Source organism: Psychrobacillus sp. FSL K6-2365 (assembly GCF_038003165.1).
In the GTDB taxonomy this organism is placed as follows: Bacteria; Bacillota; Bacilli; order Bacillales_A; family Planococcaceae; genus Psychrobacillus; species Psychrobacillus psychrodurans.
The window spans coordinates 795,197-811,426 of sequence record NZ_JBBOOO010000001.1 but is presented as its reverse complement, the minus strand read 5'-3'; the positions used below and the strand labels follow the sequence as shown (position 1 = coordinate 811,426).

The window sequence follows — 16,230 nt, the reverse complement described above, 5'->3', positions numbered from 1 at the left end:
CGGAACTGGATATTTATCCAGATTATTGGCGGTGTACCCGCTAGGAATATTTCTTCTGCTGGATTACTTGCGGTTGCTAGGTGAATACTTGCTTTGGATTACTGGATACTCGCTCTCGTGATGTGAATACTTGCTGTTTGGCTTGGTTTACTTGCGGAGTAGTGGATTTTACTTGCGAAACGGGATTTTTATCCATTTCCTAATCATAAAAACACCCCGTAAATGTTAGTTGGTGTCTAACATTTACGGGGCAGATCAGTTTAGAGTTCGTTTTGTGGAGTATTATATTTCATTTTTGTGGAGTACTTTCATGCCTTGAAGTAGTGTTTTGGCATCTGCATTTAAGTATTGATTAATTTCTTCATTCAGAAATAGTTCTGGGTTGTTGTTAACTACTAGTTTGAGTCCTGTAAGGTCAAATTTAGTAGCGTATGTGTTTATGGAATAGATTACGGTCATTTCATGACGGCTTAATGGTTTTTCGCCTGTATCTTTTTTCTGTTTGATGAGATCAAACATTGCTCTGGTGTTGCCACGTAAAAGCTGTCTATTTTTTGTTAATATATCTATATTTTCTTCAATATACTTTCTAGCTGATACTAAATCTAAGCTATCTATACATTTATTTAGTTGTTTTAATAGTTCTTGAAAGTCCATTTTATAGCTCGCCCCTTTTGCAAAGTAGCCTTTATGTAAGTATAGGCTATAGGGTTCCTTGTGTATATGGACACATTGCACCTAGAAGGGCATAAAATATAACCTTTCTACATGAGATCGGAACTTCACCTTGATACTATTGAATTACCATTTAAGCTCTCTAATAGGGTCAAAGTATTATCTTTTCAAGTTTGTTTTCGTTTTTTCCATAAATCTTCTACGGCTCCCGAACCTAGCATGACACCCGCTACGATTAAGACAAGTCCGAAGAAATGATTAAGGTGTAACACCTCTCCCAAAAATAACGCAGAAAGAATTAATGCAAACATAGGGTTTAAATTCATGAATATCGCTGCTTTTGTTGCACCAGCTTGTCCTACGGCATAATTGTATATAAGATGGCCAATTGCCGTACATACGATAGCGGATGCAAAGAAAATCCACCAAAAGGACGGTGTGGTTTCTGCAAATAGTTTAATTGCACCGGGCTCTTGAATGAGACTAATGATAAGTAGGATTACCGCACCGATTAATAGCATATAAGCTGTGAGTAATCTTGGGTCCAATGTTTTAGAAGCTTTACTTACCACCATAAAACTTAACACTTGAACAAATATCGCTAGGAATACATAGAAATCACCTAGATTTGCCCCCATAGTTTCACTTCCAACTAGGATGGATACTGCAATGCCAGCTAGACCAAACACTAGTCCTAACCACTGCAATTTTGAAGGGAAATATTTCAAAATAATCGCTGCTGATATTGCGGTCAGCATAGGTCCAGTTCCTAATATTAATCCGCCGTGGGTTGCACTTGTGATGGATAATCCCATATTTAAGAAATAGTGATGAGCTACTACATTGGTGAATGCTCCGAGTAAAATGTATTTCCATTCACTGGACGTTGGTTTACGCAGTAGTTTCATTTTCCATAAAATTGGCACTACTACTAAGCCCGCCGTTAGTATTCTAAATGCAGTCAGTGTTACGGGTGGGACTTCTTCCACCATAAACTTGAGTAATGGTACGTTAGCTCCCCAAGCGAACATGACAAATACGAGCATTACGTATATTTTCCAGTGTTTCATTTGAGGATCTCCTTGTTAGTATATATATTTTGTTTTATTGATTAATAAACTAAATGATACATAGGCAATTAGCGAGAGGACAACTGGAATTACCACTGTATGCATGTCAAATAGATTGCCGTATGCTTGGTTGTAAAAATGGAGTGCAATATAGGAAACGATTCCAGTAATCATCGATGCGATTGCTCCGTATTTATTGCCATATGACCAATACAAGCCTAGCACAATTGGCCAAATAAAGGCTGCCTCAAGTCCACCAAAAGCAAATAAGTTTAGGAAGATTAATAGTTCTGGTGGGTTCAATGCTAATAAAAAGACGATAGTACCTAAAAGTGTTGTTACTCCAAAACTTAGGTTTTTTACTCTTTTCTCGGTTGCATTTGGGTTTATATAGTTAATATATACGTCTTTTACAATAGAAGAACTCACTAGAATGAGTAGGGAATCTACCGTAGACATGATTGCAGCAAGTGGTGCAGCAAGTACTATCCCCGCAAGCCATGCAGGTAATACTTTCAGTGCAACAAGCGGAATCACTGTGTCTGCCACCTCAATCCCCGGCATTAGCGGGCGAGCAAAAATACCGATAAGATGCATATTCAGCATAATAAAACCAGTGACAAGCGTTCCAATTACTAGCGCGCGGTGCATCGACCGAGTATTTTTATAAGACATTGCACGGACTGCCATTTGTGGTAGTCCCACAACCCCTACTCCTACAAGTATCCAAAATGACGATACATAGGCGGCAGATAAATTCCCTTCATTACCGTATGGAGTCACCAAGTTTGGATTTTCGTTCAAAAGATCTTGCATAATATTCGGTACTCCTCCGCCGGCGATAATAACTGCGATCAGTAGCACGAGCGTCCCAATGACCATAACTCCACCTTGGACAGCATCCGTCACCGCCACTGCTCGGAAACCACCGATGACTACGTAAACAAGTACTGACACAGCGAAGATAAATAATGCTGTTGTATACTTCATGCCAGTTAGTGACTCGATTAAACGACCGCCACCAACCCACTGAGCTGTCATTGCGGAAAACAAAAAGATAATGATACTAGCAGCTGCAAGTAATACAACCGCTTTACTATTGCTGTAGCGCACTTTCAGAAAATCGATTAGTGTAATTGCATTATATTTTCGAGCTAGAATTGCGAACTTTTTCCCTAAAATAAGCAGGACAAAATAACTCGTCACTACTTGAGTCATCGCAAGTAATACCCAGCCAAAGCCCATTGTGTATGCAGTTCCTGGTCCCCCTAGGAAACTCGAGGCACTACCATATGTTGCAACCATTGTCATGGCCAACACAAATCCTCCAAGCTCACGCCCACCTAAAAAGTACTCCTGTAAAAAGCCACCTGACGACGATTCTAATTTCTTACTTGACCAAAAGCCAATGAAAAAAATAATCGCAAGAAAGAAAACCATTGGGATGATTACTTGTATATTCATCATTCATCCCCCTCTTCTTCTAACGAAACATCCTTCAACACAAATTTCACAAGTACAATAACGGTAATTGCCACAAGGATAAAACCAACAATACAGCTATAAAAAAACCAATCTGGAAAACCAAGAATATACGAATACTCCTCTACCGGCTTTGAACCAAGCCCATAAGCAAAGCCAAACCACCATATAAAATGCACAATCGCGAGCGCAACACCAATCAGTGCCTCCCGATGTGCAATCTTAAATCTAGGATCCATCTCTACCACTCCTACCGTTCATATTGATTCACTCTAGTATAACTAAGTTAAATTCAGTTGTTAATAGGGGCAGGTGAAAAGATGGAGGCTGGAGAGGATTTAGTCTTTTGTGTAAACACCAATTTCTTTTTTTACTTGCTCTCGATTGTTGTTTACTTGCGTTCAACGTATGTTTACTTGCTTTCGATATTAAATACTTGCGGATGGGCATTGATTACTTGCGCTCGTATCAAGTTTACTTGCGTTCAGGATAATTATTCCATAAAATTGCTCCCACCGAGATATGGAACTCTCTCATATAGCCGTGGCATTCTCATTTGGATTGATTCGCTCTCGTATAAACACCAATCTCATTGTTTACTTGCTTTCGATTGTTGTTTACTTGCGTTCACCGTATGTTTACTTGCGTTCAGGATAATTATTCCATAAAATTGCTCACACCGAGATGTGGAACTCCCACGTTTAGCTGTGGCATTCTTATTTGGATCAATTCGCTCTCCTACAAACACCAATCTCATTGTTTACTTGCTCTCGATTGTTGTTTACTTGCGTTCACCGTATGTTTACTTGCTTTCGATATTAAATACTTGTGGATGGACTCTAATTACTTGCGCTCGTATCAAGTTTACTTGCGTTCAGGATAATTATTCCATAAAATTGCTCACACCGAGATATGGAACTCTCTCGTATAGCAGTGGCGTTCCCATTTGGATCAATTCGCTTTCGTACAAACACCAATCTCATAGTTTACTTGCTCTCGATTGTTGTTTACTCTTGCGGAGGTACTCTGATTACTTGCGGTCGTATCAAGTTTACTTGCGTTCAGGATAATTATTCCATAAAATTGCTCACACTGAGATGTGAAACTCTCTCGTATAGCAGTGGCGTTCCCATTTGGATCAATTCGCTTTCGTACAAACACCAATTTCATTGTTTACTTGCTCTCGATTGTTGTTTACTTGCGTTCACCGTATGTTTACTTGCTTTCGATATTAAATACTTGCGGATGGGCATTGATTACTTGCGCTCGTATCAAGTTTACTTGCGTTCAGGATAATTATTCCATAAATTTGCTCACACCGAGATGTGGGACCCTACTTATAGAGGCTAGATTCTCTTGTATTAACGTAAATCTCTCTCATACAACGAATTTAAAACCGGAAAGCGTAAATGCTTTCCGGTTCGTTGTTAATTGCAGTATTTATTTATATGTTAAGTATTTTACGTAGTCTTTCCAGCTGACAGATTTTATACTGTTCCAGGTCGGAAGGTCTATTGGGAATGGTAGGAATACTTCAGCGCCGTCTGTTTTTAGGTCTGCATTGAGGACGACAGTACCATTGCTTAGTCCTTCAGATAGGATGGCATGTTGTTTTAGATCGAATGGGACAGTAACAGGAGTACGGGCTATTTTTCCGTCACTTGTGAGTGTGTATACTTCTGCTACTTTTTTGGAACGGTTTAGTAGCCAATTCGATTTTATTTGTACTGCATTTTCTGCATGGTTCGTTACGATTACTGAGTTAAGATTTGCCGCAAAAGGCAAGGTTTCCAGTTGTTCTGCTAGCTGAACACGAACTTCGTAAACAGGTTCGTCAATTTTATGTTCAAATTGTTCGTATGCTGTGAGCCATTTGGATGCGTTTGCGGGTACTTGTGTTTTGCTCGATACGCTTCCTTCTACTACTCCTTCACGGTGGGTTGAGTAGTTTTTCACTAATTGACCTTCTTGAATGTCGTGCCATTCCGACTCTTTTACGTAAGTGATGACGGATTTTTCATTTGCATATAAGTGTATGAAATATTTTCCGTTGCGTTCTTCGATAGTCGAAACAGTACCACTTATTGGGCTTAACAAAGAAAGTTGGGATGAATCTTGTGCTAGCTGTGCATCGACGATTTGAAGTTTACGTTCTACTTCAGCCAGTTTTTGCTTTGCTTCAGCTATACCATGAGCAAAGTTACCGTCTTGGGTTACATTGACGTCGACTTGAACATTTACATCCACGATCTCATCTGCCGTTCCTCCAGTTGCTTGACCATCTCCTGAGGAACTTGAATCTGCTCGAGAACGCTCTGATTCCAGATCACTAATAATGGTATGCAGCTCTGACTGCTCCTGCATAAATGCCTGCTGCTCTGTTTCCCATAATAAACGTTGGTCTTCAGCAGAATCAGTCCGCAGTGTGGCAAGGTCAGTACCTTCCTCCACAGGGTCCCCCTCCATGACAACGAAATCATCAATAGCTTCAACATCTATCGTAACAGTTACCTCATTTGTAGGAACTACTATAGCTTCTTTTTCTAGTTCTTGTGCATACGTATTTTCATGCACAACGTTATATTCACTAACGTAAAATGTTCGACTGATTTGGCTTTTATCGGAATAGATTAGGATTGCATTCGCGCCGATAAAGGTAGTGACAACTATGGATATACCAATAGTTAACCATTTATTCATTTGGTTTGCCCTCCTTCAATCCATAATTCAATTGGGAGTACTTCAAAGCCCGCTGTGATTAAGGCCAAAATCACTTGAATTCCTAGTAATAGTAGAAATAGATTACGAGTGGACATCGCAGTAAAAGCTCGTAAAAAGTGAAACTGAATAGCGATTATTAACCCTGTAATTAGGGATAATTCGTTAAAGAAATAATTGACATACGATTGTTCTATAAATGTTGCTGCTAGTGGACCAAATGAAAGGACCGAATAGTCCGTTGCATAGCCTACAACAGCATATAAGAAATAGTTAATTGCTTTTTCCATTAATAGAAATGCTACGACGAATAATTGTAGTATAGCTACTTTTGATAATTCCACTTGTGTAATTTTATGTAAGATAAACGCAATTACAAAGAAATGAAAGCCCATGTATAGTAAAGACCAAAAGATAGTTCCTATTAAAGATATAATTCTAGCAATCGTAAAAGTATCTTCGTAGCCGTTGACAAAAAGAGCCGTTAGTTCTTCCGTATGTAATCCCCAAATGTCTCGTAGGGCAAATAATAGGATTCCAAAGATTGCTACGAACCATACGCGACTCTGAAATCCTCGCATCGTTGCATCTTCTTTTAACGATACAATGAGATCATTTCTATTAAAAAGGTATTTCCAAAATCGAAATTCAAAAAACATTCCAGTGTTCCCCCTCTTATGGTTGAACAGTTACTTCCACATAAGCACCATTTTTCATCATGATTCCTGCATTCGTTTGGAAAGTCGGATGGATGAGTAGTAGATAGGCTGCCCCTTTTTCTAGCGGTGCTGTTGGTGTGACAACGAACTGTTTCGATGATTTTAGTTCAATTGTGACAGGAACGGTATTGGTAGTTCCTAGTTTTACTAATTCCACTTTTTGCGTTGCATTTTGTACTACATTGCTGGAAAAAGTAATGGTAAATTGTTTCGTTGTCGGTACATTATGTAATGCGGACATCTTTTTATAGTTTTTATTTACTTCTATTAATGCATCTCTATGTGCTTTTACTAATTCGTGTCCAACTTCAGTTACAAAGTGCGGATTTACTCCAGTTTTGTGAATAATAGTGTCCTTTGGTCCTGTGAAATTCGCTATCGTCAGCTTTAATATAGATCCGTCAGAAAGACTAAAAAATGATTGCATCGAACCTTTTCCATAAGTCTTCTGCCCGTATAGAGATGCTGAGTTTTGGTCTAATAGCGCTGCTGCAGTCATTTCGGACGCACTCGCACTATATCCGTTTACTAGTACTTTTGTATTCGCAGGAAATAACGAGGATTGCTTCGTCGATTTAGTTAAAGTAGACTCACTAGTTGTAATTATTTTGAATGCATCAGGACTGTTAGGAAATAGTCCAATAAGTTCTTCTGCTGTATGTACATATCCTCCGCCATTATTGCGCAAGTCTAGTATAAAAGAAGTCGCACCCAGCTTTTGTAGATCAACTTTTGCCTTTTGAACAAGGACTGTTCCATTATCTGAAAATGAATTCATCCCTATATACCCAATATTGCCTGCTAAGAGTTCTTTTGTTACGACAGGAATCGTAAATTTCTTACGTATTAAGTTATACATTTCTTTCGTATTATTGCTTTTCAAAACCTGTAGCTGGACTGTGGTTCCTTCTTTACCCGTAATGATCGAGGAAGCTTGTTGAATTGCCATACCTGTTGTAGATATACCATCGATTGAAAGAATAATATCACCAGGTGATATACCAGCTTGCTGTGCTGCTCCTCCTTCAAATGTGCTGACAATTTGAATTCCAGTTACATGTTCTTCAATCGTCACACCAATTCCAGTCGTTGTGTTATTAATAGAGTTCGTGTACGCCTCAAATTCTTCTCTCGTAAAATAGGTAGAGTATGGATCTAACTTCTCCATTATATCATCAATAGAATCTATTTCTTCTATACTAGAGGGTATTTCTTCTTTATAGTGCACTCTAACTAAATTTTTTACTTCATCTAGCGGTGTCGCTAATGAAGAAATCGGCGCTGAGATCAATCCGATAATGATTACCGCTAGGACAGTAAACCTCTTCATCCCATTTCCCCCTTTTATGTATCTATAAACCTATCTTAACTGAAACTTACTAAAACTGCATAAATTTCTATACAATTAATAAAACAACCGTCAATAACAACGGTTGCCTCACCTGATTATTTGAGTAGTTGCAGAACACCTTGTGCTTGTTGCATATGCAAGCTTAGAACATATTGACTGGCTTGCATTAATATATTAGCTTTAGTGAGCGCCATTATTTCTTTTGCAATATCTACATCTCTAATTCTAGATTCTGCTGCAGTCAGATTTTCTTCCATATTAACTGCATTATTGTAGGCGTGTTCCATTCGATTTGCATAAGCTCCCATTTTAGAGCGTTCATTCGATACTTTTTGAATTGCTTTATCTAGTTCTCCCATCGCCTTATCTGCATCATCTCTCGTGGAAATGGACAAATCCTGTATACCAATACTGGTGGACCCCATATTGCCAAATGACAATTCGATATATTGTCCGGTATTTGCACCAGCCTGAATTTTAAGAGAGGTTTGAGATCCATCTAATAACGGCTTTGTATTAAACTCAGTATCTTTTGAAATTCTTGTTACTTCTTTTTTTAGTTCTTCGAATTCTAATGCTAATTGATCTCGATCTTTGTCGGTTAACGTATCATTTGCGGATTGAACACTTAGTTCTCTCATCCTTTGTAAAATAGAATGAGTTTCATTTAGAGCACCCTCTGCAGTTTGGACAAGGGAAATCCCGTCCTGGATATTCCTTGCTGCTTGTCCCAGTCCGCGAATTTGGGCACGCATTTTTTCTGAGATAGCTAGACCTGCAGGATCATCACCTGCTCGGTTGATACGGTATCCAGAAGAAATGCGTTCCATCGACTTATTTACCTGTGCCCATTGAGAGTTCATGTTCCGTAAAATAGATAGTCCAGTAGCATTCCAATTTCCAAGCATTATATCAGCTCCTTTTTGGTCCAGTTATCTCGTATAAAAACGGTCATTTCTATTTAATTAACCACGTTCTTTGGCAACAATACGTCCTCTTTATAGCAAGACTCTCACTTCAAAGGTTGAGTTTGCGATCAACTCCCCGTAAAATCCAAACTTATTCATACTAACACGATGTTGGTCACTCGAGTATTGCCACACGATGCGATGCTATTTGCCAAAGTTCAAATTAAGAAAAATCTGACTGTTGCTTCCCTTTATTCATTATATCGTCTTTATTGAAAATTCTTTTAGCTTTCTAGAACTCTACGAAATAAATTGCCTGATAACGATTAATTCTTTACGGATTTGGGAAGAATAAACGTAACTTTTGAGATAGCTTTACGACAAATATAATAATCGAGTTATTTCCCGGGAAATTGACAGGAAAGGAGCTTTTGTAAATGAAAATCGACAAGTTTGGATTAAATTGGGGGGACATTTTGTTTGGGGTACTTGGATCAAGTGGTTTTGTGTTGTTCCTTTACTTCTTCTCATCTCTTTAAATTGGAATGCACATAAAAACACCTATCGAAATATTCCTATTCGCTAGGTGTTTTCTAATTGATAATGTTATACAATGTAACAGCCCCCATTAGTGTTCTTTATACATTAGCAGTGTGTTGAATAATGACTCATCTCTAGTTGTCAAAGCAAAGTCAATCATGCGCTCTACGTTTTGTTGTACTAGTAATTGGATGATTTCCTCGGTTCCTTCAATTGAGACTTCCTGTGAATCGACTTGGTTTGCTTCTTCTAAAATTGTTTGTAAATGTGTATGAATATCTGACACAAGCAGTAATTGATAAAGTGGCAATCTAATAAACCTGTTCCCCTTTTGAAATACGAATACTTCCGACAAATTCTCCACCTGTAACGTTTGTGCATTTAAAATAATTTCTTTGCCCTCCACTGGTATAAAATGAAATAACTCATCATCTTTCCTTATGGAAAAATACTGATAGGCAAATACCATCTTAATGCTGTTCCCTTCAAACTTCGTATAAAATGGTTTCATTAGTTGTACTAGTATCATATTCTCCTCTCCTTTAATAGAATTTTCTGATTACTCTTAGTTTATCACATTTTCTAATTTTCGTGTAGTTAATGGCATTAAAAATATAATTAGCAAGCAAAATATGATTTAATTGTTTTCCCCGTCTAGATACTTCCCCCCTATCACTATTTGCTTGCTAAACAGAAGAGTCTTCCACATTGGCATCGAGTTCTTTCTCATAAAAAAAGGAATGCAATATGCATCCGCTTTTGAAACATAATTTTATTTCACTAGAGTTCTTGGTCTATTCTTTCCTTTTGCTATTGTAAAATAGCCAAAGGATTGCTCGTTGTATTCGAAGATAAACGTTTGAAATACTTTTTCAAGTACTTTTGTTTGGTTTGACTGCTCTTCATGTTCTAAATAAAAAGATAATAGGTTAGCTTCACAATCGAGTAGTAAATCATAAACAGTGAAATCTTCCGCAACAATTTGATCAATATGTGTCATTTCTTTTTCACGATATCCACTAAAATACTCAATATACTTTTTCTTAACACCAATGACTTTTATTTTTTCCTTATTTCCCCTCGAATGATTATCCTGAAACTCAAATAAAGACGGTATGTAAAATTGTATTCTTTTGATAGCTATCACTCCCATTTATATTGTATTTATTCCTATATTTCTCATTTATGTTATTCGATGTATATATCTTATACTATATTTGCTTGTGCTTTTTACGAATATCTCCAATTTAGCGATTTTCATTCATTGCGCTCCTAATTTCGCTATCGTAGCATTGTATATGGGGGGATGAATATGGCATTTGGAGAGCAGTTGCGTGCTTATCGTGAAAAGCTAGACATAACACAAATGGAAGCTGCGAAAATTCTAGGCATTGATCACTCAGCATTATCAAAATATGAAAAAGGTGATCTTGGTATTTCCATTGAGTTATTAATGAAGATAAAAGACAAATATAATATCCCAGATGATCAATTTTTATATATGCTCCAAGATAAACGCTATAAAAGCAATGATCCTATTTTGGAGGCTAAGGAGAGTAAAACAAGATACATAGAAACTTTTCAAGAAGAGTATGTGAAGGAAATAATTCACTTAAAAGAATATCGGGATTTTACCATGGATATTGTTAATTTTGCCAAAAATGACAAAGACCGAAGAAAATACATTTTAAATCGACTGAATAAAGATTGAAGCTTTTACTTACATCATGATAAGTAAAGGCTTTTTCTATTATTACTATCCTTTTAGTCAAATTGTTTTAGGTTCGGCTTTTAATCAGCAAGCTTTATACGTATAATGGAAGGAAAGCCTTTTTTCTTAGGAGAGATCCGTTTGAACCCTACTTCTTATCAAAAACTTGCAACCCATTATAATAAACAGATTCACCAGTCTATGGATACGATTGCGAAGAAGCTACATCCTGCTTTATTGGACGATGAGGAGCTTGTCCGTCGTGCCGCTTTTTTTGTGCGTAACGGTGCTGTTTCTATTACTAATTATTTACCCCAGGAACATCGGGTCGATTTTACGATACGCGATGTTACAAATATTGAAGTGAACTATCATATCTCAAAAGATAACTTTCACTGCCCATGTCCTATACATAAGCCGTGTAGACATATTGTGGCAGCTGTTTTTTATTTGTATCAACAAAATGATTCTTTGTCTACTTGGATTTCTGAATGGCGTTCGCAGGCAGACCAGGTCCAATTGTCTTTGCTAAAAGATGAACGTAGTCCAAGAAGTTGGGATATTATTGTTGAAAACTTTTTCCGTAAATTTATTGCTAATTACCCACCTACTAGTTTTTATTTACTTGAATTTGCTATTCATGATTTGAAATCTCAAATTCGGAAGTCTCGTCCATTTGAACGCGAGTGGCAACCTATTTTTGACGTGTATGTGGAACTTTCTATACTCATCAAGTCCTGGCCATATATTGAACCTCTTGCTCAGTCGAATATGCAAAATCGAGTCCTTCATTTTTTAAACGAATACCTTGCGGAGCTGAATGATCATTTAAACCAACTATCATCGAAGCCTCGTATGTTCGCAGCAGATCCATTTTACGAAGAAATAATGGTTCGAGTTCATCATTTTTACTTCGATATGGAAAACCTTGTACACTATCGAAAGCAAGTATATCTTTCCTTTTGGGATGCGCTCGTAACAGACAAGAATACAAGAATGAAGGAAGTAAAATATTTAGAGGCACTGGAGACTATAGAAGATGATATGCCATTAAATATGGTGCTACCATACTTTTACTTAACCTTGTCCATGACCGATGAGCTATTGTTAGCTGCGGAAAAAATGGAAGGAAACCAGCTACTTGAGTGGGTAGAAGTATGTGAAAAGGCACTTCAGACTGGCAAAAAAGAATTAGGTACTAACCTAGCTCGAAAACTACTACCTCATGTTTCTTATTACTTAAACGAGGTAATACTAAACCCATCTCGTGTTATGCTCATTCGTCGATTAGAGCTATTATTTGAGATGGTTCAATTACAGCCTACGGAGTTAGAAAAAGTATATCAATCATTTGGTCTGTATGGCCTACAGTCTTATTCGAACCTACTCATTAAGGAAAAGCGTTACTACGATTGGATGGCTCTCCATCAATCGGCTAATTCCTCAATAGAATATGCGGAAACATGTGGACTATCTATTATTAAAGAAGAGGCTCCAGATGTTTTACTTCCACTTTACCATGACTATGCAATGCGTTTCATTCAAGAAAAAAATCGCTATAGCTACAAACAAGCTGTTCGAATCTGGAAAAAAATGAAACAAGTTGCTAAGAAATCGAATGACACTGACTATTGGAATGCTTACGTCGAAAATGTTCGCGAAAAGTATCGCCGTCTTCGTGCACTGCAACAAGAAATAGAGAAAGGAAACCTACCATTATGACTCAGCCTTTATCTATTACAAAAGAATTTTCTTTAAATATTCATCCGTTAGAAAACGGACAGTTTCGATTAGTTTCGATAAATATACCTGCAGAGAAGTGGGTGCCATCCTTATATTTAAATCACCGAGAAAGCTTTTTCGGTCTCAATGCTCAAATTGAGGATAATGCACTTATCGCTTCTCCTGTTGAATTAGTTGAACTTTTTTCTAGAAAAATGAATCCATTCACATTATTTGACGGTGTCAATGAAGATTCAAATAAATGGTTAGAAACATTTAAAGATACAGCAAAAGTTTGGGCAACTCCTGATTTATGGAATTTCATAAACGTAGAAGGAAATGACCTAAAAGTTACTGCTCCAATAGATGATAATGGGCAAATGCTTCTTGTTAATGCTGTTAAACAAAAGCTGTTCCAAGCTGGGCTATCTATGGAAGACATAGAACCTCTTATACCGTTTTTCCAACAAGGTGGCTGGCCAATCAAATCTCAGGCTACTCATCCAAGCTTATTAGTCGCACTAAGATTGTCAGAACCAGAAGCTATGGAAGATACATGGTTGTTAGAAACGGTAGTTCGAGGAAAAAAAAGCAGTGTATACTGGACACCAGCATACCGAAAGAAATCATTATCCATTAGTAAAGCTCTTCCAGATAAATGGGTTGAATTTAGTGATTTTATAGAGGAAACACAGTCGAAAATGTTTTCTCTTATTTCTTCAATTGATCAAGGGAATCCAAAAACATTCTATTCTTCTACATTAACTGATGAAGAAGTGAGGATGTTTCTTCGTGATGACTTAGTGAAACTACAAGCACTCGGATTTGAGATTGTTCTTCCCGCTTGGCTGAAGGCGGTAAAGGATACAAAAATGCGTGTTAAAACAGTCGCTAAAACAGCCAACTCATATAAAACTACTGCGGGGCTTAATGAAATATTACAATTTAACTGGAGTTTTTCTTTGAACGGACAGGAAATTTCAGCCGATGAGTTTCAACAGATGGTCAATGAAAATCGTTCCTTTATACAGGCTGGCAATGAATGGTTCCGTATCGATTCCGCTTGGATGCATGAAGTTCGAGAGCTTATAAGAAAATCAGAGGATGAGAATTGGACTGTGAAAGAATTGCTGTTCCGCGAAATTCCTGAAGAACTTGCACTTGCGCTTGATGAGGAAGAAGAAACTGATGTGGATCCGTTATTTGAATTTGAGATGCAGAAATCATTGCAAACGATTATGACACAGCTCTCGGAGAAAAAAGGTTTCCCTTCCGTGGAGATTTCTCCTAATTTGTTGACGACTTTACGCCCTTACCAGCAACAAGGATTAGAATGGCTCGTCTTCATGAGAAATGAAAAGTTTGGAGCTTGCCTTGCAGATGATATGGGACTAGGAAAAACAGTACAGTTGATATCTTACTTACTGCATGTCCATGAAAATACTGAGCAGCCAACACCTTCGCTGATAATTTGTCCTACTTCCGTGTTAGGAAACTGGCAAAAAGAAATAGCAAAGTTTGCACCTTCACTTAAAGTGCAGACACACTACGGTTCTTCTCGAACAAAAGAAATTGATATGACATGTGATGTTGTACTCACTACTTTTGGAACTGCTATGCAAGATGTTGATTCGCTTTCTGAAATCGTATGGACTAGTATTACGCTGGATGAAGCACAGAACATTAAAAATATGCATACAAAGCAATCACGTGCTATTCGAAGGTTAGCAGGTGCGCATCATATTGCGCTAACTGGTACACCTGTGGAAAATAGATTATCAGAGCTATGGTCTATATTTGACTTTATTCATAAAGGCTATTTAGGTTCGTTCCGTAAATTCCAAGAAAATTATATAGCACTTATTGAACGAGATAATTCTGACGCAACGAAACATAAATTAAGACTTAAAATTCAGCCTTTCCTATTAAGAAGAACGAAGCAAGATCCTGAGCTTCAGCTTAACTTACCAGAAAAATTGGAACAACGAGAGTACTGTGCACTTACTACAGAGCAGGCAGCTTTGTATGAATCACTTATACAAGAAACTGTTAGTAAGCTTGACACACTGACTGGTTTTGAGAAGAAGGGTCTCATTCTGAAAATGCTAAGCAAGCTGAAGCAGCTTTGTAACCACCCTGCTCTCTATTTAAAAGAGCCCTTTGATGATGCCGAGGATATGCTTGAACGTTCCGAGAAGCTAGCTCAAATTGTTACACTTGCTGGAGAAATTGCAGCACGTGGTGAGCAATGTCTAATCTTTACTCAGTATATCGGGATGGGACATTTACTACAGCATTGTTTAACAGAGTTATATGAAATAGATGCCCCATTTTTGACTGGTAGCATGCCTAAAAATCAACGGGATCATTTGGTGGAAGCATTCCAAGCAAATGAGTTTCCCGTATTCCTATTATCTTTAAAGGCTGGTGGAACTGGCCTAAACTTAACTGCGGCAAGCCATGTGCTCCATGCCGACCGGTGGTGGAATCCTGCAGTAGAAAACCAAGCAACCGATCGTGCATATCGTATCGGACAAACAAACTTTGTTCATGTCCATAAGTTCATTACGATCGGAACGATTGAAGAAAAGATTGATAAACTCTTAGTTGAAAAACAATCGCTATCGGAAGAGTTAATACATTCAAGTCAGTGGATCACTGAAATGTCGGATAATGACATAAAAGAGTTGCTTACACTGTCTCTCTAATAGTTTTATTAAAACCCTGACCAAGAAAATTTTCGGTCAGGGTTAACTCTTTTGATAATCATTGAATAAGATTGCGGCCTTATCAATCATTAAACTGGTAGTTGGTTTGGTGGTGTTACTGGAAATTCAAAATCACTCTCATTATTCTTATTTGTCTGTTGTACTGATAGTTCTTCATCTCGTTTCTTTGTTGCTAAAAATCGGATGTCCTCCACAACTATTTCTGTAACGAATACCCTCTCTCCCTCTGCCTTCTCATACGATCTTGTATTAAGCCTACCTGTTATCCCTACAAGAGACCCTTTACCACAATACTTGACGGTTGTTTCAGCGAGCTTCCCCCAAATCGTACATAACACAAAGTCCGCTTCATCACTTTTATAGCTTTTATTCACCGCAACTACGAAACTAGTTTGCGTCCTCCCTTCTAGCAAATGCTTTAGTTGTGGAGATTTCGTCATACGTCCGATTATCGAAACAGTGTTCAATCTGTCACCTCCTTTTCTAAAGTTAGCCCTATCATACTGGCAGTTTAAATTGTTGGCAAAAGCTCACAATTCAATTTTAAAGTCCTTTTAAAGTACAAAATAGATTTCTTGAAATCTACTTTCTTATAAATTACTTCT

Annotated in this window: 15 protein-coding genes; 3 read left to right on the top strand and 12 right to left on the bottom strand. The window is 37.7% G+C overall.

Annotated features, from left to right (window positions below):
• Positions 1 to 282: 282 nt before the first annotated feature.
• The 11 genes from MKY29_RS04145 to MKY29_RS04095 all read right to left on the bottom strand — a co-directional run bounded on the left by MKY29_RS04145 (position 283) and on the right by MKY29_RS04095 (position 10,616).
• On the bottom strand, positions 283 to 657 hold the full coding sequence (locus MKY29_RS04145; RefSeq protein WP_090565561.1) for a hypothetical protein: 375 nt from the start codon (positions 655 to 657) through the stop codon (positions 283 to 285).
• A gap of 185 nt (positions 658 to 842) precedes the next feature.
• A complete protein-coding gene (locus MKY29_RS04140) occupies positions 843 to 1,745 on the bottom strand; it encodes a DMT family transporter (protein WP_340879051.1) in 903 nt (300 codons plus the stop codon).
• Positions 1,746 to 1,760: 15 nt separating this feature from the next.
• The gene (gene panF / locus MKY29_RS04135; protein WP_093493880.1) at positions 1,761 to 3,209 is read right to left on the bottom strand and encodes a sodium/pantothenate symporter; all 1,449 of its coding nucleotides are present in this window, start codon (positions 3,207 to 3,209) and stop codon (positions 1,761 to 1,763) included.
• Positions 3,209 to 3,466 carry a YhdT family protein gene (locus MKY29_RS04130; RefSeq protein ID WP_093493878.1) on the bottom strand — a complete coding sequence of 86 codons (258 nt, stop codon included), beginning with the start codon at positions 3,464 to 3,466 and terminating at the stop codon, positions 3,209 to 3,211. Before MKY29_RS04130 ends, panF begins: the two co-directional genes overlap by 1 nt.
• 712 nt (positions 3,467 to 4,178) lie before the next feature.
• Positions 4,179 to 4,397, bottom strand: a complete 219-nt coding sequence (locus tag MKY29_RS04125) for a hypothetical protein (RefSeq protein ID WP_340879050.1) — start codon at positions 4,395 to 4,397, stop codon at positions 4,179 to 4,181.
• A gap of 270 nt (positions 4,398 to 4,667) precedes the next feature.
• Positions 4,668 to 5,927 (bottom strand): efflux RND transporter periplasmic adaptor subunit, encoded by a 1,260-nt coding sequence (locus tag MKY29_RS04120; protein ID WP_340879048.1) that lies wholly within the window; start codon positions 5,925 to 5,927, stop codon positions 4,668 to 4,670.
• Positions 5,924 to 6,604 (bottom strand): hypothetical protein, encoded by a 681-nt coding sequence (locus MKY29_RS04115; RefSeq protein ID WP_340879047.1) that lies wholly within the window; start codon positions 6,602 to 6,604, stop codon positions 5,924 to 5,926. Before MKY29_RS04115 ends, MKY29_RS04120 begins: the two co-directional genes overlap by 4 nt.
• Positions 6,605 to 6,620: 16 nt before the next feature.
• Positions 6,621 to 7,994 carry a S41 family peptidase gene (locus MKY29_RS04110; protein WP_340879046.1) on the bottom strand — a complete coding sequence of 458 codons (1,374 nt, stop codon included), beginning with the start codon at positions 7,992 to 7,994 and terminating at the stop codon, positions 6,621 to 6,623.
• Between the two features lie 116 nt (positions 7,995 to 8,110).
• Complete coding sequence (locus MKY29_RS04105; RefSeq protein ID WP_340879045.1) at positions 8,111 to 8,923, bottom strand: flagellin N-terminal helical domain-containing protein; 813 nt, start codon at positions 8,921 to 8,923, stop codon at positions 8,111 to 8,113.
• Between the two features lie 628 nt (positions 8,924 to 9,551).
• Positions 9,552 to 9,992 carry a transcriptional regulator gene (locus MKY29_RS04100; protein ID WP_093493867.1) on the bottom strand — a complete coding sequence of 147 codons (441 nt, stop codon included), beginning with the start codon at positions 9,990 to 9,992 and terminating at the stop codon, positions 9,552 to 9,554.
• 243 nt (positions 9,993 to 10,235) lie between these two features.
• Complete coding sequence (locus MKY29_RS04095) at positions 10,236 to 10,616, bottom strand: hypothetical protein (RefSeq protein WP_340879044.1); 381 nt, start codon at positions 10,614 to 10,616, stop codon at positions 10,236 to 10,238.
• Between the two features lie 159 nt (positions 10,617 to 10,775).
• Here MKY29_RS04095 and MKY29_RS04090 point away from each other — a divergent pair, with 159 nt between their 5' ends.
• The 3 genes from MKY29_RS04090 to MKY29_RS04080 all read left to right on the top strand — a co-directional run bounded on the left by MKY29_RS04090 (position 10,776) and on the right by MKY29_RS04080 (position 15,604).
• Positions 10,776 to 11,174, top strand: coding sequence for a helix-turn-helix domain-containing protein (locus tag MKY29_RS04090; protein WP_241595169.1), 399 nt, complete (start codon positions 10,776 to 10,778; stop codon positions 11,172 to 11,174).
• A gap of 141 nt (positions 11,175 to 11,315) precedes the next feature.
• Positions 11,316 to 12,896: a hypothetical protein gene (locus MKY29_RS04085; protein WP_241595167.1), complete on the top strand. Its 1,581-nt coding sequence runs from the start codon at positions 11,316 to 11,318 to the stop codon at positions 12,894 to 12,896.
• The gene (locus MKY29_RS04080) at positions 12,893 to 15,604 is read left to right on the top strand and encodes a DEAD/DEAH box helicase (protein WP_340879043.1); all 2,712 of its coding nucleotides are present in this window, start codon (positions 12,893 to 12,895) and stop codon (positions 15,602 to 15,604) included. Before MKY29_RS04085 ends, MKY29_RS04080 begins: the two co-directional genes overlap by 4 nt.
• Before the next feature lie 89 nt (positions 15,605 to 15,693).
• Here MKY29_RS04080 and MKY29_RS04075 read toward each other — a convergent pair whose 3' ends face one another.
• A complete protein-coding gene (locus MKY29_RS04075; protein ID WP_241595163.1) occupies positions 15,694 to 16,092 on the bottom strand; it encodes a single-stranded DNA-binding protein in 399 nt (132 codons plus the stop codon).
• Positions 16,093 to 16,230: the final 138 nt, after the last annotated feature.

Coding starts and splice junctions, on each gene's coding strand:
- MKY29_RS04130 (WP_093493878.1), bottom strand. CDS start 3,466: ATGGATCCTAGATTTAAGATTGCACATCGGGAGGCACTGATTGGTGTT.
- MKY29_RS04145 (WP_090565561.1), bottom strand. CDS start 657: ATGGACTTTCAAGAACTATTAAAACAACTAAATAAATGTATAGATAGC.
- MKY29_RS04110 (WP_340879046.1), bottom strand. CDS start 7,994: ATGAAGAGGTTTACTGTCCTAGCGGTAATCATTATCGGATTGATCTCA.
- MKY29_RS04120 (WP_340879048.1), bottom strand. CDS start 5,927: ATGAATAAATGGTTAACTATTGGTATATCCATAGTTGTCACTACCTTT.
- MKY29_RS04080 (WP_340879043.1), top strand. CDS start 12,893: ATGACTCAGCCTTTATCTATTACAAAAGAATTTTCTTTAAATATTCAT.
- MKY29_RS04125 (WP_340879050.1), bottom strand. CDS start 4,397: ATGAAATTGGTGTTTGTACGAAAGCGAATTGATCCAAATGGGAACGCC.
- MKY29_RS04095 (WP_340879044.1), bottom strand. CDS start 10,616: ATGGGAGTGATAGCTATCAAAAGAATACAATTTTACATACCGTCTTTA.
- MKY29_RS04100 (WP_093493867.1), bottom strand. CDS start 9,992: ATGATACTAGTACAACTAATGAAACCATTTTATACGAAGTTTGAAGGG.
- MKY29_RS04140 (WP_340879051.1), bottom strand. CDS start 1,745: ATGAAACACTGGAAAATATACGTAATGCTCGTATTTGTCATGTTCGCT.
- MKY29_RS04090 (WP_241595169.1), top strand. CDS start 10,776: ATGGCATTTGGAGAGCAGTTGCGTGCTTATCGTGAAAAGCTAGACATA.
- MKY29_RS04105 (WP_340879045.1), bottom strand. CDS start 8,923: ATGCTTGGAAATTGGAATGCTACTGGACTATCTATTTTACGGAACATG.
- panF (WP_093493880.1), bottom strand. CDS start 3,209: ATGAATATACAAGTAATCATCCCAATGGTTTTCTTTCTTGCGATTATT.
- MKY29_RS04115 (WP_340879047.1), bottom strand. CDS start 6,604: ATGTTTTTTGAATTTCGATTTTGGAAATACCTTTTTAATAGAAATGAT.